Below are 22,007 nucleotides of genomic sequence, written 5' to 3' on the forward strand. Positions count from 1 at the left end.
GCTACGGCGCTTATTTATTAGTGGGCATGTCCGGCGCGCGCTGTCAAGCCGGCGCCGGATGACCTGGCCGCCGTACGGGCGGCACCGTGGCGCCCGGAACCCACTTGACTCAGTGCCAGCCGCCCTTGGCGGCCATGCCGATCGCCAGCGCCACCAGCAGCATCACGCCCGCCATCAGCAGGCCGAACAGCGACAGGATCACCACGGTGACCGTGCCCAGCTTGCGCTGCTGCCATTCCGGGTGGTCGGTGTAGGCCCACTTGTCCACCACCAGGGTGTCGCAGAGCATGTCGTGCAGGGCCTGCTTGCGCTCGGTGAAGGCCGCCATCAGCAGGCCGATGCCCAGGGTCAGGCTGCTCAGCATGAAGCCGAAGTAGCGGCCGACGCCGCGGGCCACGGTGATGCGGCTGCCGTCGGTGCGCACGACCTTGATGCCGACGGCCATCTTGCCCAGCGTGGCCTGCTTGGTGGAGGCGTGGAACAGGCCGTAGTACAGCGCCGAGATCGCCATCGGCAGCAGGTACAGCAGGAGCAGCATGACGATGCCGGCGGCGGTGGCGAAGTCGGGTTGCTTGCCGAAGCCGCTGATCCCGAAGAAGCCCAGCATCACCACGAACTGGATCACGTTGGCGACGATGCCGACCAGGAACGCGTCGATCAGGTAGGCGGCCACGCGCTTCCAGAACCCGGCCTGCACCACCTCGCCGCCGCCGACCACCCGCACGCCGCCGTCGAGCACGGCGCTGGGCGCTGCGTAGGGCGATGCCGCCGCGGCCGGCGCGGGTGCGGTCCAGGCGTCGGGCACGACCGGGGTCGGGGCAGGCGGCGGCACCTCTGCGCCGGCCTCCGAGGGGGGCAAGGCAGGTGCCGGGACCGGCGCCTGGGTCAGGCCGAGTTCGTCGACGAACTCGGCCAGGGTGCGCCACTCGCTGAGGCCTTCGCGCCAGACCAGGGTGGACAACCCGATCTCGCCGCGCTGGAAGCGCTGTTGCAGGTCGGCGGCCGCGAGCGGCCCATGGCGCTGCTGCGCCGCGTCGGCGTAGTACCACTCAGTCATTCTTTTCCCCGGGAATTGCAGTCGAAAACGGTGTGCCGGTCAGCCGCCGCGGCAGTGGACCGGCAGGTCGCGGTCGTCCAGGTCGGAACTGCAGTTCCAGGCGGACGTGCGCTCATCGTAGTCCAGCCACAGCGCTTTGCCATCCAGGCGCTTGTGCTCGGGCAGGCGCAGCGTGGCTTCCAGGCCGCAGTGGCCGTTGTCGAAGCGGCCGATCCGCACCTGCGCGATGGACGTGCCGGCATAACTCTCGGGGGGGCCGAAGCCGGTGTCGCCGTTCACCGCGCAGCGGTGCTCCTGCGCGGCGAAGGCGGCGATCTGGTCCTTCAGCGGCGCCAGGTCGCCGAGCGCCTGCGTGACCTTCGCGCGGGCCAGGTAGTCCTGATAGGCAGGCAGGGCGATCGCCGCGGCGATGCCCAGGAACGCCACCAGCAGCACCCCGCCGACCGCGCCGACGATGGCCATGATCGCGCAGCCGGACAGGCCGCTGCGTGGCGCGGCGACGGCAGCGGGGCTCGCGGGAGCGGGTGCCTGCAGCGGTGGCGGCAACGGCGGTGGAATGGGGGTGTCGGGCAGGCCCAGCTCGGCGGCGATCGCTTGCAGCGGCCGCCACTCCGGCAGGCCTTCGCGCCAGACCAGGGTCTCGCGCTGCAGGCGACCGTCGTGCAGGCGTTCCAGCAGGGCGGGCGCCGGCAACGGGCCGTGCCGCTCGCGTGCGGCATCGACGTAGTACCAGAGCGTCGGGGAAAGGGTGTCTTCGTGCATCCGTGCGCGACCGTCAGCGGCTCAGTGAACCGGCTCCGGCTCGTCGACGAACATCTGCGTTTCCATCCACGCGTACGCCGCCTCGGCACCGGGCTGGTTGAACAGCACCATCAGTACCACCCACTTCAGGTCGTCCAGGTCCAGCTCGTCCTGGTCCAGGGCCATGGCCCGGTCCAGCACCAGCTCGCGCTGGTCGCTGTCGAGGATGCCGTGCTGTTCCAGGAACAGCAGGAAGCCGCGGCATTCCACGTCGAGCTTGTCCAGTTCCGGGCCGTGGTAGATGCGGATCGGGCCATCGATGCGCGGCTGCGCCACGGCCGGGCGCTGGTCGGCCAGGGCGTCGAGCCAGTCGAACGCCTTGCTGATCTCGGTGGGGCTGAAACCGGCCTGGATCAGGCCATTCTGGAGGGAGTCGCGATCGCGGACCGGATCCGCGTCTTCGCTGAAATAGTGTTCGAACAGGTACAGCAGGACATCCAGAATGCTCTCTTTCATTGCCCCTCGGCCTGCGTCGCGAGACGCTGTGGAGGTGAAGAAACTAGGGTTTGCGGGTGTAACGACCGCGTTCGACCGCCACGTAGCCATCCAGTTCCATGGCCAGCAGCATGGAGGACGCCGCTGCGGCCGTCAATCCGCTGCGTGCGATCACTGAATCCATACAGATGGGGTCGTGGCCCAGCGCCTGCCACAAGCGCTGGTAGTCGGGATGGGGAAAGGCCGGTGCGGCGGCGCGCGCGATGCTGCTTCCCTGTGTGGGGGCGTTCAGGCGCCCACGCAAGGCGTCGGCGAGTTCGGCCGCCAGGGGCGCGACGCCGGCCAACACCTCCTCGGCGCTTTCCACCAGCCCGGCGCCGTCGCGGATCAGCCGGTGGCAGCCGCGCGCCAGCGGATTGTGGATGGAGCCGGGCAGGGCGAACACCTCGCGCCCGGCCTCGGCGGCCAGCCGCGCGGTGATCAGCGCGCCGGAGCGGGTGGCCGCCTCGATCACCAGGGTCGCCAGGCTCAGCCCGGCGATGATCCGGTTGCGCGCCGGAAAGTGGCCCGCCCGCGCCTGCGTGCCCGGCGGGTGCTCGCTGACCACCGCGCCGCGTTCGGCGATCTGGCTGAGCAGGGCGGCATGCTGGCGCGGGTAGGCCAGGTCCGGGCCGGTGCCGACCACCGCCACGGTCAGCCCGTCCGCGCGCGACAGCGCCGCCCGGTGCGCGGCGGCATCCACGCCACTGGCCATGCCGCTGGTCACCGCGAAGCCGGCCGCGGCCAGGGCCAGGGCGAAGCCGTAGGCGTTGTCGCGACCGCCGGCGCTGGGCGCGCGGCTGCCGACCACGGCGATGCCCGGGTGCCACAGCGCCGCGGGGTCGCCGTCCACGTACAGCGCCAGTGGCGGGTTGGGCGTACGCCGCAACAGGGCCGGGTAGTCGGGATCGTGGCAGCCCAGCAGGTGCCGGCCTGGCTGCGCCAGCCAGTGCTCGGCGGTTTCCAGCGCTGCGCGGTCGGGCCGTTGCAGCGCGGCGATCTGCGCCGCATCCAGGCCGGCGGCATGCCAGCCGGCGGGACCGGCGGCCAATGCCGCGGCCGGGCTGCCGTGCTGTTCCAGCAGCAGCCGGCGTGGGGCGCTGGCGCCGCCGGCCAGCGACAGGCGCAGCAGGGCCGGATCGGTGGGTGCGTGGACGGGGGCGGGGGCCGGACTGGACATGCGCCCAGCCTAGGCCGCAGACGCAGACGGCGCCCTCGGGCGCCGTCTGCAATCGCTGTAGGGGGATGCCCCGGCGGCGGGTCAGCGCGCGTCCGGGTGCTTGACGTCGTAACCGATCCGGGTCGGCTTGATGCCGTCCATCACCAGCGCGTAGCTGACCTTGTCGAAGGTGCGGAACACCATCGCGTGCGCGGCGTACTCGTCCGGCAGCGCCACGGTCGTGCCGCTGCCGCCGGTGAAGCCATCGTCGGCGCGGGAGGTGTTGGGGTGGCGCACGCGGTCGTTGACCCGGGTGCCGTGGCGCCACAGCGACACCACCGTGCCGTTGTCGATGCCTTCGCGGCGGCCGCCGGAAATGGCGATCACGTCGCGCGGACCGGCCGCGCTGAACGCGTCGGCCACCGCCAGCACCCGAAGGCCGGCGGCCATCGCCTGCTCGGACGGCGGATGCGGCACGAACTGCAGGTCGTAGGGCTGCGCCTCCACCGGGATCAGGCGGTCGCCGGCGCGCACTTCGCGGGCATTGTCCTGCAGCAGCAGGGCAGTGGCCTGGCGACCGTCGGCGGACACGCGGGCGACGGTGCCGATGTTGACCTGGGCCAGTTCGTAGCCGAGCGTCTCGCGGCGCTTGTCCGGCGGCACGAAGGTCTGCCACAGATTGCCGCTGCCGGGGATGCTGCGGCCTTCGGCGTTGAGGTCGTCGCTGAGCTTGGGCAGCAGGTAGCGCACGGTCGGGCGGACCACGGCGTAGCGCTGCCCGGCCTGGGCCTGGCCGAGGCCGACCGCGTAGACCAGTTGCCCGTCGGTGGCGCGCAGGCGGTTGTCTTCGGTGCCGACCACGTAGGGCAGGTCGTCGATGCGGTCGACCACGCGCAGGTTCTTCAGGAACGGCTCCACCTGTGCCAGCGGGATCGCGTCGATCGGCGCGTCCTGGCGCGGACCCGGCTTGACCTCGGCACGCGCCACCCGGTCCAGGTAGGCCAGGCTGAGCACGTCGCCGGGATAGATCAGGTGCGGGTTGTGCACCTGCGGATTGGCCTGCCAGATCTCCGGCCACAGCCAGGGCTTGCCGAGGAAGCGCCCGGCGATGTCCCACAGCGTATCGCCCTTGCGCACCACGTAGGTGTCGGGGTGTTCGGCGGCCATGCTGGCGGAAGCAGCATAGGTCGCCACGGTGAGCATCGCCACGGCGACGACCGTGCGGAGTCGATTGAACATGAGCGCGGAGCCTGATTCCCCAACAGGTTCGCGCACTATAGTGCAGAACCCTGGTGCGGGCGCAAGCGTCCGGCGCAGAAACGGGTAGAATCCGCAGGTCTTGCCGAATCGTCCGGCGCCCCCATCTTGGGTACCGCTATGGCCCTGCTCCCCATTCTTGAATTCCCCGACCCGCGCCTGCGCACCAAGGCGGTGCCGGTCGACGCTGCCGAGGTCACCTCCGCGGCCTTCCAACGCCTGCTCGACGACATGTTCGAGACCATGTACGACGCGCCGGGCATCGGCCTGGCGGCCAGCCAGGTGGACGTGCACAAGCGCTTCATGGTCATCGACGTCAGCGAGGAGAAGAACGCCCCGCAGGTGTTCATCAACCCGCAGATCGTGCAGCGCGACGGCGAACAGGTGTACCAGGAGGGCTGCCTGTCGGTCCCCGGCATCTACGCCGACGTGACCCGCGCCGACGCCATCACCGTGCGTTATCTGGACCGCGAGGGCCAGCCGCAGGAACTGAGCACCGACGGCCTGCTGGCGGTGTGCGTGCAGCACGAGATGGACCACCTCGACGGCAAGCTGTTCGTCGACTACCTGTCCCCGCTCAAGCGCGAAATGGTGCGCAAGAAACTGGCCAAGGCGCGCAAGCACGTGGCCTGACGGCCGGGATTCGGGAGCCGGGATTGGGGATTCGCCAGAGCGAATCGCCCCCTGCCGGTCGCCGATCCTGCCGTTGCGAATCCCCAATCCCCAATCCCGAATCTCCGCCCAATGAAACTCGTCTTCGCCGGTACGCCGGACTTCGCCGTGCCGTCGTTGCGCGCGGCTGCGCAGCGCCATGAAGTGGTCGCGGTCTACACCCAGCCGGACCGGCCCGCCGGGCGTGGCCGCGGGCTGACCCCGTCGCCGGTCAAGCTTGAAGCGGTGGCGCGCGGCATCCCGGTGCTGCAGCCGCAGACGCTGCGCACGCCGGAGACGCTGCAGGCGCTGCGCGCGCTGCAGCCGGACCTGATCGTGGTGGTGGCCTACGGGCTGATCCTGCCCAAGGCGGTGCTGGCGATCCCGACCCATGGCTGCTGGAACGTCCACGCCTCGCTGTTGCCGCGCTGGCGCGGCGCCGCGCCGATCCAGCGCGCGATCGAGGCCGGCGACAGCGAGACCGGGGTGTGCCTGATGCAGATGGAAGCCGGGCTGGACACCGGCCCGGTGTTGCTGTCGCAGCGCACCCCGATCGGTGCCGACGAGACCGGTGGGCAGTTGCACGATCGCCTGGCCGCACTCGGTGCGCAGGTGCTGGCCGACGGCCTGGGCCTGCTGCGTGCCGGCCTGCGTCCGGTGGCGCAGCCGCAGCCAGAGGCCGGCGTGACGTACGCGCAGAAGCTGGACAAGGCGCAGGCGCGGCTGGACTGGCAGCAGCCGGCGGCGCAGCTGGCGCGGCAGGTGCGCGCCTTCGATTCGTGGCCGGTCGCCGAGGCGATGCTGGCCGGCGAGCGGGTGCGGGTGCGCGGCGCGATCGCGCTGGACCTGGCCCACGGGCAGCCGCCGGGCACGGTGCTGACCGCGTCCAAGCAGGGCATCGACATCGCCTGCGGCCAGGGCGCGCTGCGCCTGCGTGTGCTGCAGCGCGAGGGTGGCAAGGCGATCACCGCCGCCGACTACCTCAACGCACGGCGCGACCTGCCGGTCCTGGCCTGAGGCGTCGAGCATGCCTGCGTACGCCGCGTTGAGCCTCGCAGGCGCGGCCGTGGCCGCGTCCGCGCTGACGCGCAGGCGGACGTCCATCGCTTCGCGCATCCCAGCCATCCGCATGCGCAACCACGGCGCGGCATACGCGCGCGGGCACGCCATGTCCCGGAGCACGCGCCGATGACCATGACGCCCGCCGCTGCGTGGCCACCAGGCGTGGCCCCGCGGGTGGTCGCCGCCCGCGTGCTGAGCGCGGTGATCGATCGCGGCCGCTCGCTCAAGGCCGAACTGGCCATCGCGTTGCCGACGCTGCCGGACTCGCGCGACCGTGCGCTGGTGGAGGCGATCTGCTTCGCCGTGCTGCGCCGCCGCCCGGCCTACGAGGCGGCGCTGCGGATGTGGCTGCAGAAACAGTTGCCGCAGCGCGATGCCGAATTGCGCGGCCTGCTGCTGGCCGGTTTCGCCCAGCTCGATGCGCTGGGCCTGGCGCCGCACGCGGCGCTGTCGGCGACGGTGGAGGCGACGCGCGCACTGGATCGGCCGCGCCAGGCCGGGCTGGTCAATGCGCTGCTGCGGCGCGCGCTGCGCGACGGGCTGCCGGCGGTCGCCGCCGACGCGGGCTGGCCGCTGTGGTTGCGCGATGCGCTGCACGCCGACTGGCCGCAGCAGGCCGAGGCGATCTTCGCCGCCAGCCAGCAGCCGGCGCCGCTGTGGCTGCGGGTCAACCGCCAACATGGCAGCCGTGATGCCTATCTGCAGGAACTGGCGGCGGCCGGCATCGCCGCGCAGGCGTCGCCGCTGCTGGCCGATGCCATTCGCCTGGAGACGCCGCTGGCGGTGGGCGCCTTGCCGGGCTTTGCCGACGGCCGCGTGTCGGTGCAGGATGGCGCGGCGCAGCAGGTCGCCGACGTGCTGGCGCTGGCATCGGGCGCGCGCGTGCTCGATGCCTGCGCGGCGCCCGGCGGCAAGTCCGCACATCTGCTCGAACGCGACCCGAGCCTGCGCCTGACCGCGCTGGACGTGGATGCGCGGCGCCTGGCGCGGGTCGGCGAGACCTTCGCGCGCACTGGTACTGGCGCGCAGGCGCAGCTGCAGGTGGCCGACGCGGCGCAGCCGCAGGACTGGTGGGATGGCGAGCCGTTCGACGCGGTGCTGCTCGACGCGCCGTGTTCGGCCACCGGCATCGTGCGTCGCCAGCCGGATGTGCTGCTGCATCGCCGGCGCGAGGACGTGACCGCCCTGCAGGCATTGCAGGCGCGCCTGCTCGACGCCGCCTGGCAGGTGCTGCGGCCGGGCGGGGTGCTGGTCTACGCCACCTGCTCGCTGCTGCAGAACGAGAACGCACGGCAGGTGCAGGCCTTGCTGGCGCGGCAGCCCGGTGCGGCGCTGGAGGATCCGGGCGCGGCATGCGGGCATGCCTCCGGCGGCGGCCGCCAGCGCTTCCCCGGCGAGCAGGACTGCGACGGGTTCTACTACGCAAGGTTCCGCAAGACGGCATGAACCGGCCCCGGTATCATCGCCTCCCATGCTGAAGACCCGCGCGTCCCGAGAGTTCTGGTTGTTGGCCATCCTGGCCGTGCTGGTGCTCGGCGCCGGCCTGGGCCTGCGCGATCCGCACCCGGCCGACGAACCGCGCTTCGCGCTGGTCGCCAAGCAGATGGTGGAGAGCGGCAACTGGCTGTTCCCGCACCGCGGCACCGAGCTGTACTCGGACAAGCCGCCGATGCTGATGTGGCTGCAGGCCAGCTTCTACACGCTGCTCGGCAACTGGCGGGTGGCGTTCCTGCTGCCGTCGCTGTTGGCCGGGCTGGGTACGCTGGCCTGCGTCTACGACCTCGGCCGGCGCCTGTGGACGCGCCGCGTCGGCATGTACGCCGCCTACGCGCTGCTGTTCGCCTTCCACTTCACCTACCAGGCGAAGAAGGCGCAGATCGACCCGCTGGTGGTGTTCTTCATCACCCTGGCCAACTACGCGCTGCTGCGCCATCTGTTGCGCGGGCCGGACTGGCGGCTGTGGGCGCTGGGCTGGTTTGCCGCCGGCCTGGGCACGATCACCAAGGGCGTGGGCGTGCTGGCGCTGCTGATGCTGCTGCCGGCCGCGGCGGCGTCGCTGGCGCACTGGCGCGGGGTGCGGGTCGGCCTGCGCGATCCGCGCTTCTGGCTGGGGCCGCTGGCGTTCCTGGCGGCGGTGTCGATCTGGCTGGTGCCGATGGTGGTCACCGCGCTGTCGAGCAACGCGCCCGAGTACCGCGCCTATCTCAACGACATCCTGTTCCGGCAGACCGCCGGGCGCTACGCCAAGTCCTGGGACCACGCGCACGGGCCGCTGTACTTCTTCGGGGTGATGCCGAGCATGTGGTTGCCGGTGCTGCTGGCGTTGCCTTGGGCGATCCCCGCCTGGGCGCGGCGCCTGCGCCGGCGCGATGCGCGCTACCTGCTGCCGCTGGCCTGGTGGGCGCTGGTGGTGCTGTTCTTCTCGATCCCAACCGGCAAGCGCGACGTCTACGTCCTGCCGGCGCTGCCGATGCTGTGCCTGGCGATGGGGCCGCTGATCCCCGGGCTGTTGCGCAAGACAGGGGTCAAGCGCCTGCTGCTGGCGTTCACCGCGCTGCTGACGCTGGCGCTGGGCGGCGTCGGCGCGGCGATCCTGCTGGGACACGGCTTCCGCGCGCGGATGATGGAAGACCGCGGCATCGACCTGGCCACGGTGCAGGTGCTGGCCTGGATCCTGCTGGCGATCGGCCTGTGGGGCGTGGCCAGCCTGGCCGCGTTCGCGCGGCGCCGCCCGGAACTGGCGGCTGTCTCGACCCTGACCATGGTCTGGGCGATGGCCGGCTTGCTGGTGTACCCGCTGATCAACCTGTCCAGCTCCGCGCGCGGGGTGATGGAGTCGGTCGGGCGCCGCATCGGCCCGGATGCCGAACTCGGCCTGGTCGCCTGGAAGGAACAGAACCTGCTGATGGCCGACCGCCCCGCGACGACCTTCGGTTTCGTGGTGCCGTGGGAACAGCAATTGCGCCGCGGCATCGCCTGGCAGGCGCAGGCGCCGCAGCGGCGCTGGCTGCTGGTGCAGGAGGCGGCGATGCTGGGCTGTGTGGACCGCAGCGCCAGTGTCCTGGCCGGCGTCGCCAACCGACGCAACTGGTGGCTGGTCCCGGCCACTGCCGTGCATGGCCGCTGCGTGGCCACCCAGGAAGATTTCGACCGCCTGCGCGAGCAGGACAAGGATCGCCTCGAATGAACCGCGCCCGCGCGTTGCGGCGGCGTGGCGCAGGTGCCGCTGGCGGCCAGTGTGCCGCGCGGGCTGGGGAGCGCGCGTGCCGCCACGCCTGATCCGGGTCATCAGCCGCGACAACGGCGGCGGCCTCAGCCGCGACCTGCAGGTGGTCGCCGACCTGCTGCGCGAGACCGGCCGCTACCGCGTCGAGGTGCTGGGCTTCGGCACCGTGCGCATGGCCAACCGCCTGCGCGAACTGCGCCTGTTCCTGCGCAGCCTGCTGTTCGGGCGCGCCGACCTGCAGATCTTCCTCGAGCGGGTGTACCCGCGCTGCCTGGGCAGCGGCTTGCGCAACGCGCTGATCCCCAACCCGGAATGGTTCCGGCACAAATGGCTGCGCTGCCTGCCGCGCTTCGCCCAGGTGCTGTGCAAGACCCGCCAGGCCGAACAACGTTTCTCCACCATGGCGCCGACCGCCTTCATCGGCTTTTGCAGCGACGATTGCTACCGTCCAGAGGTGCCGCGCGAACGCGCCTGCCTGCATGTGGCCGGGCGCAGTTCGGCCAAGGGCACCGCGCTGCTGCTGCAGACCTGGGCGCGGCACCCCGAGTGGCCGCGGCTGACTGTGGTGCAGAGCGCCAAGAAGTCCCATCCGATCGAGGCCGAGAACATCGACTACCTGACCGGCTACCTGGACCAGCAGGAACTGCGGCGGCTGCAGAACGCGCACCGCTTCCACCTGTGCCCATCCGAGGTGGAGGGCTTCGGCCACTACATCATGGAAGCGCTGAGCGTCGGCGCGGTCGTGATCACCACCAATGGTGCGCCGATGAACGAGCTGGTGAGCGTCGAGCGCGGCGTACTGATCGACCCGGTCGGCGAGGGCCCGGACAACTTCGGCGTGCGCTACCGGATCGAGGCCGCCGGCCTCGAACAGGCGATGGCGCAGGCGCTGGCATTGTCGCCGATGCAGTGCGACGCGCTGGGCACCGCCGCGCGTGGCTTCTTCGAGGCGCGCCGTCGCGAGTTCGGCGAGCGCCTGCGTGCAGCGGTGGCCGACCTGCTCGGGGAGGCGCCGCCGCCCGCAATGCCGGCCAGCCGCGGCGCCGATCGCGAACAGGTCAGGCCGGGTTAGGGAAGCGCCCCGGATCATCGCCGACCACCCCACTCCTACGGCCTTCCCTCCTCGATGTCCCAGCCGATCGCGCCACGCCATGCCGTTTCCGCGTTCTCGCGCCAGTCGCTGGCCGAGCGCGGCGCGGCGCTCGCGCTGCTGTGCCTGCCGGCGCTGGTGATCAGCATGCCCAGCGGCTTGCTGCCGTTCGGCCTGCTGCTGCTGGTGACCAGCCTGCTGGCGCTGCCGCAACTGCGCCAGGCGGTGGCGCCGATGCAGCCGTCGTTGCGCTGGCTGTGGATCCTGGCGCTGCTGGTGATCGGGCTGTCGCTGTGCTCGGTGCTGTATTTCGGCCAGCCGCTGAAGGACATCGACAACCGCACCCGCTTCTTGGTGCTGCCGTGGGCCGCGCTGTGGACCTACGCGCTGCGACCGCCGCAGCGCCTGCTGTGGTGGGGCGCGCTGCTCGGCATTCTCGCCGCGCTGGTGCTGGCCAGCGTGCAGGTGCTGCAGGGCCAGCCGCGTGCCGAAGGCTGGACCAACGCCATCGTGCTGGCCGACGTGGTGCTGATGCTGATGGTGCTGGCGGTGTTCTGCCGGCCGCGCGGGCAGTGGCCGTGGGCCGTGGCCGCGGTGGTGGCCGGCGGCATCGTCATCCTGCTCAGCGGCAGCCGCGGGGTGTGGCTGGGCGTCCTGCTACTGCTGGTGGTCAGCGCCCTGTGCCTGCGCTGGCGCGACAGCGCGACCCGGCTGATGATCCTGGGCGCGTGCACCGCGCTGGCGGCGGTGCTGGTGCTGAGCGTGCCGGCGCTGACCAAGCAGACCCGCCTGGCCGAGTTGCACCACGACGTGCAGCGCTACGAGCGCGGCGACAGCGATTCCTCCGCCGGTGCGCGCATCGAACGCCTGCAGGTGGCGGCGGCGACCTTCGTCGAGCACCCGGTGGTCGGGGTCGGCGTGGGCCGCTTCGACAATGCCATGCTGCGCCTGCCGGACTGCCGGAAGGCGTTCGTCGAGCGCTGCCACCTTGGCCACGCGCACAACGACCTGGCCGAATGGAGCGCGACCCAGGGCCTGCCCGGCACCGTACTGATCCTGCTGGTGTACGGCGTGCCGCTGTGGCTGTTGTTGCGCCTGTATCGGCGCCGGCCGCAGCCGCACTTCCACGGCGCGGCGGCGGCCGGGATCATGGTCGTGGCGGCCTACATCCTGTGCGGCATGACCCAGTCGATGTTCGCGCACCAGGTGAGTACCGGTTTCTATGTGTCGCTGGTCGGCGTGCTGATCGGGCTGGCCGCGCGCGAGGCGGAGCCGGCCGCTGAAGGCGCCGCGCGAAGCCGGTAGACTGCCGGTCCCGCATCGCCGGGCGCGGCGCCTGGCGCCGGCCGCCGGCACCGCGCCTGACTTCCGGATACCGCGCGCCATGGCCGACGCCGCCGCGACCACCCTGCCGCTGAGCCTGGTGGTGATGACCTACAACGAGGCCGCCAACATCGCGCGCTGCCTGGACAGCGTGCCGTTCGCCGCCGACAAGCTGGTGGTGGACTGCGGCAGCACCGACGACACCGTGGCGATCGCCCGCGCGCACGGCGCACGCGTGGTCGAGCAGGCCTGGCTGGGCTTCGGCCCGCAGCGCAACTTCGCCTCCACCCACGCCGCGCACGACTGGATCCTGGTGCTGGACGCGGACGAATTCCTGTCCGACGCGCTGCGCGCCGAGTGCCTGGCGCGCTTGCCGCAACTGCTCGCCGAGGATCGCGTGGACGCGGTGTGGCTGCGCCGCAGCACTTGGTACATGGGCGCGCCGATGCGCTGGTACAAACCGATGGTCGGCGAGCGCCTGGCGCGGCTCTACCATCGCGGCCGCGCGCGCTGGAGCGATGCGCGGGTACACGAATCGCTGCGCTTCGACGGCGCCAGCACCGAGTTCGCGCCGCCGTTCAACCACCTGCACAACCCGACCCTGGTGCACAAGCAACTCAAGGTGCTGCGCTACGCCGAACTCAAGGCGCTCGGCTGGCGCGACAAGCGCAAGCCGGTGAGAATGTGGCAGAGCCCGTTCGTGTTCGCCGGCGCCTTCCTCAAGGATTATCTGCTGCGGCTGGCCTTCCTCGACGGCTGGCGCGGCTTCGTGGTGGCGCAGACCGCGGCCAGCTACGCGCTGTACAAGCGCATGCGCTACTACGAGATGCAGATCAACCCGGCCTCGGTGGAGCAGGCGCGGGCGCAACTGCAACGGCACGATCTGGAGCATTGATGAGCAAGCACTATCTGCTTTACGGGTCCGAGCGCTATGCGCTGGCGATCCTGCGCCCGCTGCAGGCGGCGATCCGCGCGCGCGGCGACCAGGCGGCATGGTTCTTCGACGGCCCCGGCGCCGAGGATCTGAGCGCCGACGAGCGCCATCTGGCGACGGTGGAGGAGGTGCTGGCGTGGGATCCGTACGCGGTGATCACCTCCAGCAATGCGGTGCCGCATTTCTTCCCAGGCGTGAAGGTCGAGACCTTCCATGGCTTCGACGCCGGCAAGCCACGGCACATCTACGTGCGCGGCTTCTTCGACCTGTATTGCACCACCGGCCCGCGCGACACCGCCGCGTTCGGTGCACTGGCGCGCAAGCTCGGCCATTTCGCGGTCAAGGAGACCGGCTTCCCCAAGATCGACCCGTTCATGCGCGAGATCGGCGCGGAGCTGGCGCCGGTGCGGCAGCCGCCGGTGATCCTGTACCACTCCACGTTCTCGCCGTCGTGGAGCGCGGCCGGCATCCTCTACGACGAGGTCGCGCGGCTCTCGCGCAGCGGCGAATGGCGCTGGATCGTCACCTTCCATCCGAAGATGGACCCGGCGGTGGTCGCCCGCTACCGCGCGCTGGAGAGCGAGTACCTGCACTTCGCCGACAACGACAACATCCTCGAACTGTTCCCGCAGGTGGACATGATGTGCTCGGACACCTCGTCCGCGCTCAACGAGTTCCTGCTCACCTACAAGCCGGTGGTGACTTTCAAGAACCGCCGTCCCGGGCCGCAGCTGATCGACATCGACGATCCGGCGCAGTTCGAGCCGGCGATCCGCCGTGCGCTGCAGCGGCCGCCGGAGCTGATGGCGGCGATCCGCGAATTCGCCGATGGGCTGCATCCCTACCGCGATGGCCAGTCCAGCGAGCGCGTGCTGCGCGCGATCGACGACTTCGTCGCCGAGGGCGCACGCAACCCGCGGCGCAAACCGCTGAACCTGTGGCGCAAGCTGAAGATCCGCCGGCGCATCGGCTACTGGGGACGCGGCGCGCGCTGACGCGCAGCAGCGCCGCACGCGCTCACCAGCGTAGCCGACGCTGCGCCAGCGCCTCACCCAGTCGCCGGTACAGTGCTCGCGCTTCGGCGTCCGGCAGCAGCCGCATGCGCAGCGGCGCCTCGCCGTGGCGGGCGCCGGCGGTGTCCAGCGACAGGGTCGCGGTGCCGCACCAGCGGTCCAGCGGTGAACGGCTCAGGTGCAGCGCCTGCAGCTTGTCCAGTTCGGCCAGTCGCCACCAGCGCCGCCACCAGCCGCCGCGCACCGCCACGTAGCGCGCGTCCAGCGCGTAGCCCATGCGCTGCGCCTGGCGCCAGGACTTGAACGCCGACCACGGCAGCCACAGCAGGCCCAGCGCGGCCCAGCCGCCGAGCGTGGGCCACAGGCCCGCGCACAGCAGCGGCACCAGCAGCAGCGCCGGCAGCGACAGCCGCCACCAGCAGCGCGTGGCGATGCCGTGCCAGTGTGCCGGCGGCCAGGCGATCTGCGGCAGCAGCCGCTGCAGCAGTGCATCGCAGGCGGCCGGGGTGGCCAGCGGCGCCAGTTCCGTCAGGGCGTGGTCGTGCCCGTGGTGCGACTGGATCACCGCGGTGTCGATGTGCAGGCTGCGCCGCCGCAGCAGCCGCTGCAGCACGCTCTCGTGCAGGGTCCAGGCCTGGATCCGGCGCCGCGCCACGCTGCTGCGCAACCGCGTCAGCAGGCCGCGTTCCACGGTCAGCCGGCGCTCGCTCTCGCTCAGCCGGAAGCCGTGGTACTGCACCAGCGCCAGCCCCATCGACAAGGCGCGCATCAGCAGCAACAGCGTCGCCAGCATCATGGCGAAGGTGACCGTGCCGGCCATCCAGCCCAGTTGCAGGTGCGTGGCGTAGCCGAACAGTTGCCGCCCGTAGTGCTCGATCGCGTTGGAGATCATGCGCTCGGGGAACAGGTGGTAGGTGGCGCCGAACGCGGTGAGCAGCACCACCATGCCGCGGTTGGAGATCAGGCCCTGGCGCAGCACCTCGGCGGTGGGCAGCGCCAGCAGCAGTTCGCTGTCAGGCGCGGCGGCGGGTGCAGCGTCGGCATCCGTGGCGGCGCCGATGTCGGTGGCGGGCGCGCGATGGCGGATCTGCTGTTCCAGCGCCAGCGCCTGGTCCAGCCGCAGTACCCGCATCTGCGCCTCGGGTTTGCTGCCGCCGGCCGACTCCAGGCGCACTTCGGCCACGCCGAACAGCCGGTGCAGCAGCGACTGGTGCACCACCACGTTGTGGATGCGCGCGAACGGGATCTCGCGCAGGCTGCGTTCCAGCCAGCCGCTGCGGATGCTCAGGCTGTCGCGGCCGATGCGGTACTGGTAGGTGAGATAGCGCAGCAGCGATACCGCCACCAGCGCGGTGCCGACCGCCAGCATCACCAACTGGTCGGCATGGTCGTGGCGGCCGTCGCGGCTGCCGAACACCAGCAGCGCCAGCAACGGCACCAGGAATTGCCTGAGGTGCTGCAGCAGCACGAACAGCCACGACCACGGATGCAGGCGCCGCACCGGCGTGGTGTGCTCGGCGTCGGCGAGGTCGCTCACAGGGCGTCGTCGTCGTGGTCGAGCTGGTGCGCCAGGCGCTCGCGCAGGCGTTGCGCGTCGGCCTGGTCCAGCCCGGGCACGGCGACCGCGGTATGGCGGGTGCCGGCGGTGTGCACGACCAGGGTCGCCAGGCGCAGGGCGCGTTCCAGCGGGCCGCGGCGCAGGTCCAGATGCTGCACACGCGAGATCGGCACATGCGTCTCGCTCTGCCACAGGCGCCCGCGGAACACGTCCAGGCCTTGGACATTGAGCCGCCAGCGGATGCGCCGGTGGCGGACGAAGCCGATCCAGGCACCGCACAGGCTGCCCACCGCCGCCGCCACGGCGCCCAGCGCCAGCGCATGCAGGCTGTGCAGGCTGAGGCCGACGATGGCGGCGGCGACCATCAGGCTGAGCCCGAGCATGCAGCCGCCGCCGAGCGCGGCCAGCCAGGCGCCGCGCAACGGCAGCGGTTGCCAGTCCGCCAGCGGCCAGTCCGCGGGGGCCTGCGTGGCGGCGGGCGCGCTGGGCGCGGGCGCGGAGAGGGAGTCGTCCATGGGCGGCGGTGCAGTCACGTCGGGGTCTCGGGGCGAGCGGGCGCGGGCGCGCGGCGTGGCCTGCGATCCTAACGCGACGCTGGCAGGCGTGCGCTGCCCGCCGTGCGGGTCCCTGCGTGATCCAGGAATGTGGCGCGCAGGTCCGCGCCGTGGAGTCAGCGCGCCGCGCGCAGCAATGCGTCCACGTCCAGCGCGTGGCCGGCGCGGGCGGCCTTGGTGCGCAGGTAGCCTTCGTTCTCGGCGGTGATCGTGCCGGTGACCGGGATGCGCTCGGTCACCTCGATGCCGGCCGCACGCAGGCGCTCGGCCTTGTTCGGGTTGTTGGTGAGCAGGCGCACGCGGCCGATGCCGAGCCCGCGCAGCATGGCCACGGCGCTGCCGTAGCGGCGCTCGTCGGCGCCGAAGCCGAGTTGCGCGTCGGCGTCGATGGTGTCCAGGCCGTCGTGCTGGTAGCCGTAGGCGCGCATCTTGGTGGCGATGCCGGTGCCGCGGCCTTCCTGGTCCAGGTACAGCAGCACGCCGCCGCCCAATGCCTTGAGCTTGGCCAGGCCATGCCGCAGCTGATCGCCGCAGTCGCACTTGAGCGAGCCGAACAGGTCGCCGGTGAGGCAGGAGGAATGCACGCGCACTGGCACCGGCGCGCTGAGGTCGGGCTGGCCGATCACGATCGCGACCTGGTCGCGCTGCGCCACGCCGCCGCGGAACACCACGAACTCGCCGGGGCCCAGGTCGCGCAGCGGCACCGGGGTGCGGGTGACCAGGGTGTAGCTGTCGGAAGCGGCGAGGGCGCAGCCGTGTTCCAGATCGTCCAGCTGCAGCGCCTGGCAGCCCTGGAACGCGCTGCTGTCGGCGCCAAGCTCCGCGGCGACCATCGCCGGCAGCAGCAGGCCCAGCCGCGCGATCTCGGCGGCGCCGGCATCCAGTGCGTCGCCGGGCCGCCAGTGCGCCGGCACCGGTCCGTCGCGCAGGTAGGCCAGCGCCGCCAGCGCGTCGTAGGACTGCCCGGCCAGGGCGATGCGCGCGCCCTGCGGCGCGTCCAGGCCCAGCATCTGCGCGCGCGGCGGGGTCACGAACAGGTAGTGCCGCTGCCCGGTGGCCTGGGCGAAGCTGCGATAGGAAGGCTCGGTGCTGCTGTCCAGCGCCATGACCGCGCGGACCTGGCCTGCGCGATCCTCGAGCAGCACTGGGCGCCCGGCGCGCAGCTCCGATGCCGCGCGTTCGCTGCGGATCGCGGCAGGATCGCCGAAGACGTGCGCGGAGGGGGCGGTGGGGCTGGTCATGCACGACTCCAGATGGGGGATCGGCGGCGCCGCTTCAAGGCTGCCGCGCCCGGTCGCGGTGGCCCCGGCGCGGTGCCGGCAGGCGCGTAGCGCCAAGGCGCCATTGTCGCGCGCTTTGCCGGCCCCGCCAGCCTGCAGGCGATGGAACGCACTGTGCCCGGCCGCACGCGCAGCCGATGCAACCAAATCCGCGTCTGTGGCAACGCGCCGGCGCGGAGCGGGTGTGCACGCGCCGGCGGTTGCTTGCTACTGTGCGGCACCGCGTCCACTCCGGCCCCCGCATGCAGCTCGTCGATTGCACCGAACCGCGCCACGCCATGGCGATCCTGGAGATCTTCAACGACGCCATCGTCCATTCCACCGCCTTGTACGACTACCGGCCGCGCCCGCCCGAGAGCATGGCGGCCTGGTTCGCCGCCAAGCGCGCCGGCAACTTCCCGGTGCTGGGCCTGGAGGACGCCGACGGCACCCTGCTCGGCTTCGCCAGCTACGGCACCTTCCGCGCCTGGCCGGCGTTCAAGTACAGCGTCGAGCACTCGGTCTACGTGCACCGCGACCATCGCGGCCGCGGCGTGGGCCGGCGCCTGCTGCAGGCGCTGATCGACACCGCACAGGCGCACGGCGTGCACGTGCTGGTCGGCGGCATCGACGCCAGCAATGCCGGCAGCATCGCCCTGCACGAGCAACTGGGCTTCGTGCATGCCGGCACCGTGCGCGAGGCCGGCTTCAAGTTCGGGCGCTGGCTGGACCTAGCGTTCTACCAGCGCATCCTCGCCGGCCCGGCGCAGCCGCACGACGATTAGCGTCGGCTCCGCCCGGGTCGAGCGCCTACAGCGGCTAACAAAACGTCGCGGCTGCGCGCAGTTTTGTTAGCCGCTCCTAGTGCGGATGGCGCTCGGTGGCGTAGGGATTGGGCTCGGCCGGGTCCGGACGCAGCGTGTAGCGCTTGTAGGTCCACTGGTACTGCGCCGGATCGCGCCGCGCCACCCGTTCCACGCCTTCGTTGAGCGCGGTGGCCGCGCGCAACGGGTCCGCGTCGGCGATGTCCGGCGGCGCCGACTGCACGTGCAGGGCGAATTCCAGGTCGTTGCCGATGCGCTCGCACCAGGCGAACAGCACGGTGGCGCCGGTGCGCTCGGCCAGGCGGTTGACCAGGGTCATGGTCAGCGCCGGCACGCCGAAGAACGGCGCGAACACGCCGTCGCCGGCCTTGGGCTGCTGGTCGGGCAGGATGCCGACCGCGCCGCCGTCCTTGAGCGTCTTGAACAGCTGCCGCACCGCCGGACCCTCGGCGCGCACCTGGCGCACCCGCTCGCCGCTGCGCACCAACTGCAGGAAGGCGTCGCCCACCGCCGACTCCGGCGCGCGGTAGACGATGGCGATGTCGCCGCGCGAGGCCAGCCACTGGTTGAGCAGCTCCCAGTTGCCGAAATGCGGCGCGGCCACGATCACCCCGCGGCCGGCGGCCAGCGCCGCGTCGTACAGCTCCTGGCCATGGCGCAGGCGCAGCCGCGCCAGGTTCTGTTCCGGCGGCCGTGTCCACAGCGCCAAGGTTTCGAACGCCTGCCGCGCGGTCGAGCGCAGCACGTCGCGCTGCAGGGCGACGCGCTCGCTAGGCAGCAACTCCGGATAGGCCAGTTCCAGGTTGCGCCGGACCACCCGGCTCTCGCGTGCGTCCAGGCGCAGCCACAGCCCGGCCAGGCCGTCGGCCAGGCGGCGCAGCCACGGCCACGGCAGGCGCGCCACGGCGGCGGCGCAGCGATACATCAGGGAAGCGAGCGTGGCGGGTTTCATCGGCCCAGTTTATCCGCTCGGCGCATCTGGCCTGCCCGACCGGTATCGCGGATCGCGCCGGCTGCGTGCGCTGTCGCTTTCTCAATCTCGCCCATTCGGCGATGATGCCGAACGATCGCAACCGTTCGTCGCGGCGCAACCAATCCCCAATCCCCAATCCCAGCCCTATGCTCTCGCTGATCCAACGCGTCACCCAGGCCTCGGTCAGCGTCGATGGCGAGGTCGTGGGCCAGATCGGGCCTGGCCTGCTGGCGCTGGTGGCGGTGGAGCCGGGCGACGACGAGGCCAAGATTCGCCGTATGGCCGAGCGCCTGCTCGGCTACCGGGTGTTCTCCGACGCCAGCGGCCGCATGAATCGCTCGCTGCGCGACACCGGCGGCGGCCTGCTGCTGGTCAGCCAGTTCACGCTGGCCGCCGATACCGGCTCGGGGATGCGGCCCAGTTTCACCACCGCGGCACCGCCGGCCGAGGCTGAACGCGGCTTCAACCGATTGCTGGAGCTGTGCCGCGCGCAGCACCCGCCAGGGGTGGAAACCGGCCGCTTCGGTGCCCATATGGTCGTCAGCCTGGTCAACGACGGCCCGGTCACTTTCCTGCTCCGGCCCTAGCACGACGCTAGACGCTAGGAGCGCTCCTGGCGGAGCCATTCAGGCTCCTCGTCCGGCAAGCGGCGGTCCGGGCTGTTATAATGCTAGGTTCACTCATTCACCTACCTGCCGGTGGCGCGAGCACTCATGGCCAACGAACGTCCTGCCCAGCAATCCGACATCAAGCAACTGATCAGCAAGGGCCTGGAACAGGGCTATCTGACCTACGCGGAAGTCAACGACCATCTTCCCGACGATCTGGTCGACCCCGAACAGATCGAAGACATCATCGGCATGATCAACGGCATGGGCATCGATGTCCATGAAGTTGCACCCGATGCCGAAACCCTGTTGCTCAACGACGGCAACACCGGCAACCGCGAAGTCGACGACACCGCGGCCGAAGAAGCCGCGGCGGCGCTGACCGCGCTCGACACCGAGGGTGGCCGTACCACCGACCCGGTGCGCATGTACATGCGCGAGATGGGCACAGTAGAACTGCTGACCCGTGAAGGCGAGATCGCCATCGCCAAGCGCATCGAGGAAGGCCTCGGCCAGGTGCAGGCCGCGCTGGGTGCTTTCCCGCTGGCGGTGGAGACCCTGCTCGAGGACTACGAACAGCACAAGGAAGGCAAGAAGCGCCTGGCCGAGATCGTGGTCGGCTTCAACGACCTGATCGAGGAAGAGCCGGCGCCGCCGGTCGCGGTGTCCGACGACGACAGCGCGACCGATGCCGATGCCGACGAGGATGACGACGACGACGTCGACACCGCCGAAGAGGACGCCGGCCCGACCGGTCCGGATCCGGCCGAGGTCGCGCGGCGCATGGAAGTGCTGGCCACCGAGTACGCCAAGTTCAAGAAGGCGCACGCCAAGAACGGCGCCGAGCACAAGCTGGTCACCAAGCTGCGCAACGACATCGCCGAGGTGTTCGTCACCCTGAAGCTGCCGCTGCCGCTGACCGACGTGCTGGTTCGCAAGCTGCGCGACACCATGGCCCAGGTCAAGGACCATGAGCGCCGCGTGCTGCACCTGGCGACCCACGTCGCGCGCATGCCGCGCAAGGATTTCATCCGTTCCTGGGAAGGCAACCAGACCAACGTGGCCTGGGTCGACGACGCGCTCAAGCGCAAGCAGAAGTGGTCGTCGGCGCTGCGCGACGTCAAGGACCAGATCATCGCCGAGCAGGAAGCCACCGTGGCGGTGGAGCAGGCCACTTATCTGAGCCTGGCCGAGCTGAAGGAAATCAGCCGCGCCATGGCCTATGGCGAAGCCAAGGCGCGCAAGGCCAAGAAGGAAATGGTCGAGGCCAACCTGCGCCTGGTGATCTCGATCGCCAAGAAGTACACCAACCGCGGCCTGCAGTTCCTCGACCTGATCCAGGAAGGCAACATCGGCCTGATGAAGGCGGTGGACAAGTTCGAGTACCGCCGCGGCTACAAGTTCTCGACCTATGCCACCTGGTGGATCCGCCAGGCGATCACCCGCTCGATCGCCGACCAGGCGCGCACCATCCGCATCCCGGTGCACATGATCGAGACGATCAACAAGTTGAACCGCATTTCCCGGCAGATGCTCCAGCAGTACGGCCGCGAGGCCACCCCGGAGGAGCTGGCCAAGGAAATGGACATGCCCGAGGACAAGATCCGCAAGGTGATGAAGATCGCCAAGGAGCCGATCTCGATGGAAACCCCGATCGGCGACGACGAGGATTCGCATCTGGGCGACTTCATCGAGGACACCAACGTGGAGTCCCCGATCGAGAACACCACCAACATCAACCTGTCCGAGACCGTGCGCGACGTGCTCGCCGGCCTCACCCCGCGGGAAGCCAAGGTGCTGCGCATGCGCTTCGGCATCGACATGAACACCGACCACACCCTCGAGGAAGTCGGCAAGCAGTTCGACGTGACCCGCGAGCGCATCCGCCAGATAGAGGCCAAGGCGCTGCGCAAGCTGCGTCACCCGAGCCGCTCCGAGCAGCTGCGCAGCTTCCTCGATATCGATTGATCGAGCGCGGTTCGCAGTAACGAAAAAGCCCCGCCATGTGCGGGGCTTTTTTTGTGGGCGGAGGAGTGAGCCGCTACCGTGCGTGTGGATGTTGCCATGTGACGCGCCGCCGCCCGGCCGTTGTAGGAGTCAACTGTCATGCACCCGCGATGGCTGGAGGAGCGTACGGGGCTTGATCGCGTGCGATGGCATTGAGCCAGCGCAGGAACTTGTGCA

Annotated in this window: 20 protein-coding genes; 11 read left to right on the top strand and 9 right to left on the bottom strand. The window is 70.9% G+C overall.

From position 1 onward, the window contains the following. Positions 1 to 109: 109 nt before the first annotated feature. From GGR71_RS14790 to GGR71_RS14810, 5 genes are all read right to left on the bottom strand, one after another. The gene (locus GGR71_RS14790) at positions 110 to 1,057 is read right to left on the bottom strand and encodes an RDD family protein (RefSeq protein WP_160957593.1); all 948 of its coding nucleotides are present in this window, start codon (positions 1,055 to 1,057) and stop codon (positions 110 to 112) included. Between the two features lie 39 nt (positions 1,058 to 1,096). Further along, a complete protein-coding gene (locus GGR71_RS14795; protein ID WP_160957592.1) occupies positions 1,097 to 1,819 on the bottom strand; it encodes a pilin in 723 nt (240 codons plus the stop codon). A gap of 21 nt (positions 1,820 to 1,840) precedes the next feature. Continuing rightward, on the bottom strand, positions 1,841 to 2,314 hold the full coding sequence (locus GGR71_RS14800; protein ID WP_010340686.1) for a DUF494 family protein: 474 nt from the start codon (positions 2,312 to 2,314) through the stop codon (positions 1,841 to 1,843). A 43-nt stretch (positions 2,315 to 2,357) separates the two neighbouring features. Continuing rightward, on the bottom strand, positions 2,358 to 3,512 hold the full coding sequence (gene dprA / locus GGR71_RS14805) for a DNA-processing protein DprA (protein ID WP_160957591.1): 1,155 nt from the start codon (positions 3,510 to 3,512) through the stop codon (positions 2,358 to 2,360). Between the two features lie 81 nt (positions 3,513 to 3,593). Then, the gene (locus GGR71_RS14810) at positions 3,594 to 4,730 is read right to left on the bottom strand and encodes a LysM peptidoglycan-binding domain-containing protein (RefSeq protein ID WP_160957590.1); all 1,137 of its coding nucleotides are present in this window, start codon (positions 4,728 to 4,730) and stop codon (positions 3,594 to 3,596) included. Positions 4,731 to 4,868: 138 nt separating this feature from the next. Between GGR71_RS14810 and def the strand changes: the two genes are divergently transcribed. The 8 genes from def (at position 4,869) to GGR71_RS14850 (ending at position 14,029) form a co-directional block, all read left to right on the top strand. Further along, positions 4,869 to 5,381, top strand: a complete 513-nt coding sequence (gene def / locus GGR71_RS14815) for a peptide deformylase (RefSeq protein WP_160957589.1) — start codon at positions 4,869 to 4,871, stop codon at positions 5,379 to 5,381. 111 nt (positions 5,382 to 5,492) lie between these two features. Beyond that, positions 5,493 to 6,416 (top strand): methionyl-tRNA formyltransferase, encoded by a 924-nt coding sequence (fmt, locus tag GGR71_RS14820; protein WP_160957588.1) that lies wholly within the window; start codon positions 5,493 to 5,495, stop codon positions 6,414 to 6,416. Between the two features lie 177 nt (positions 6,417 to 6,593). After that, the gene (rsmB, locus tag GGR71_RS14825; RefSeq protein ID WP_456362629.1) at positions 6,594 to 7,907 is read left to right on the top strand and encodes a 16S rRNA (cytosine(967)-C(5))-methyltransferase RsmB; all 1,314 of its coding nucleotides are present in this window, start codon (positions 6,594 to 6,596) and stop codon (positions 7,905 to 7,907) included. A gap of 25 nt (positions 7,908 to 7,932) precedes the next feature. Continuing rightward, on the top strand, positions 7,933 to 9,648 hold the full coding sequence (locus tag GGR71_RS14830) for an ArnT family glycosyltransferase (RefSeq protein ID WP_160957586.1): 1,716 nt from the start codon (positions 7,933 to 7,935) through the stop codon (positions 9,646 to 9,648). 76 nt (positions 9,649 to 9,724) lie between these two features. Next, positions 9,725 to 10,759 (top strand): glycosyltransferase, encoded by a 1,035-nt coding sequence (locus GGR71_RS14835; RefSeq protein ID WP_160957585.1) that lies wholly within the window; start codon positions 9,725 to 9,727, stop codon positions 10,757 to 10,759. 54 nt (positions 10,760 to 10,813) lie between these two features. Beyond that, entirely contained in the window at positions 10,814 to 12,082 is a 1,269-nt protein-coding gene (locus tag GGR71_RS14840) for an O-antigen ligase family protein (protein WP_160957584.1), read from the top strand. Positions 12,083 to 12,161: 79 nt separating this feature from the next. Beyond that, positions 12,162 to 12,995, top strand: coding sequence for a glycosyltransferase family 2 protein (locus GGR71_RS14845; protein ID WP_160957583.1), 834 nt, complete (start codon positions 12,162 to 12,164; stop codon positions 12,993 to 12,995). Beyond that, positions 12,995 to 14,029, top strand: a complete 1,035-nt coding sequence (locus GGR71_RS14850) for a CDP-glycerol glycerophosphotransferase family protein (protein WP_160957582.1) — start codon at positions 12,995 to 12,997, stop codon at positions 14,027 to 14,029. Before GGR71_RS14845 ends, GGR71_RS14850 begins: the two co-directional genes overlap by 1 nt. 22 nt (positions 14,030 to 14,051) lie before the next feature. Here GGR71_RS14850 and GGR71_RS14855 read toward each other — a convergent pair whose 3' ends face one another. The 3 genes from GGR71_RS14855 to ribA form a co-directional block, all read right to left on the bottom strand. Beyond that, positions 14,052 to 15,584, bottom strand: a complete 1,533-nt coding sequence (locus GGR71_RS14855) for a PH domain-containing protein (RefSeq protein ID WP_160957581.1) — start codon at positions 15,582 to 15,584, stop codon at positions 14,052 to 14,054. Beyond that, positions 15,581 to 16,120: a PH domain-containing protein gene (locus GGR71_RS14860; protein ID WP_202404755.1), complete on the bottom strand. Its 540-nt coding sequence runs from the start codon at positions 16,118 to 16,120 to the stop codon at positions 15,581 to 15,583. Before GGR71_RS14860 ends, GGR71_RS14855 begins: the two co-directional genes overlap by 4 nt. 155 nt (positions 16,121 to 16,275) lie before the next feature. Next, positions 16,276 to 17,400, bottom strand: coding sequence for a GTP cyclohydrolase II RibA (gene ribA / locus GGR71_RS14865; RefSeq protein ID WP_160957579.1), 1,125 nt, complete (start codon positions 17,398 to 17,400; stop codon positions 16,276 to 16,278). A 281-nt stretch (positions 17,401 to 17,681) separates the two neighbouring features. Between ribA and GGR71_RS14870 the strand changes: the two genes are divergently transcribed. Then, on the top strand, positions 17,682 to 18,203 hold the full coding sequence (locus GGR71_RS14870; protein ID WP_160957578.1) for a GNAT family N-acetyltransferase: 522 nt from the start codon (positions 17,682 to 17,684) through the stop codon (positions 18,201 to 18,203). A gap of 76 nt (positions 18,204 to 18,279) precedes the next feature. Here GGR71_RS14870 and GGR71_RS14875 read toward each other — a convergent pair whose 3' ends face one another. Next, positions 18,280 to 19,194 carry a lauroyl acyltransferase gene (locus GGR71_RS14875; RefSeq protein ID WP_160957577.1) on the bottom strand — a complete coding sequence of 305 codons (915 nt, stop codon included), beginning with the start codon at positions 19,192 to 19,194 and terminating at the stop codon, positions 18,280 to 18,282. Positions 19,195 to 19,361: 167 nt separating this feature from the next. On the opposite strand from GGR71_RS14875, the gene dtd reads away from it, so the two are divergent. After that, complete coding sequence (dtd, locus tag GGR71_RS14880) at positions 19,362 to 19,802, top strand: D-aminoacyl-tRNA deacylase (RefSeq protein WP_160957576.1); 441 nt, start codon at positions 19,362 to 19,364, stop codon at positions 19,800 to 19,802. 126 nt (positions 19,803 to 19,928) lie between these two features. Then, positions 19,929 to 21,791 (top strand): RNA polymerase sigma factor RpoD, encoded by a 1,863-nt coding sequence (gene rpoD / locus GGR71_RS14885; protein WP_048490828.1) that lies wholly within the window; start codon positions 19,929 to 19,931, stop codon positions 21,789 to 21,791. Positions 21,792 to 22,007 lie beyond the last annotated feature (216 nt).

It is taken from the genome of Xanthomonas sp. F1 (genome assembly GCF_014199855.1).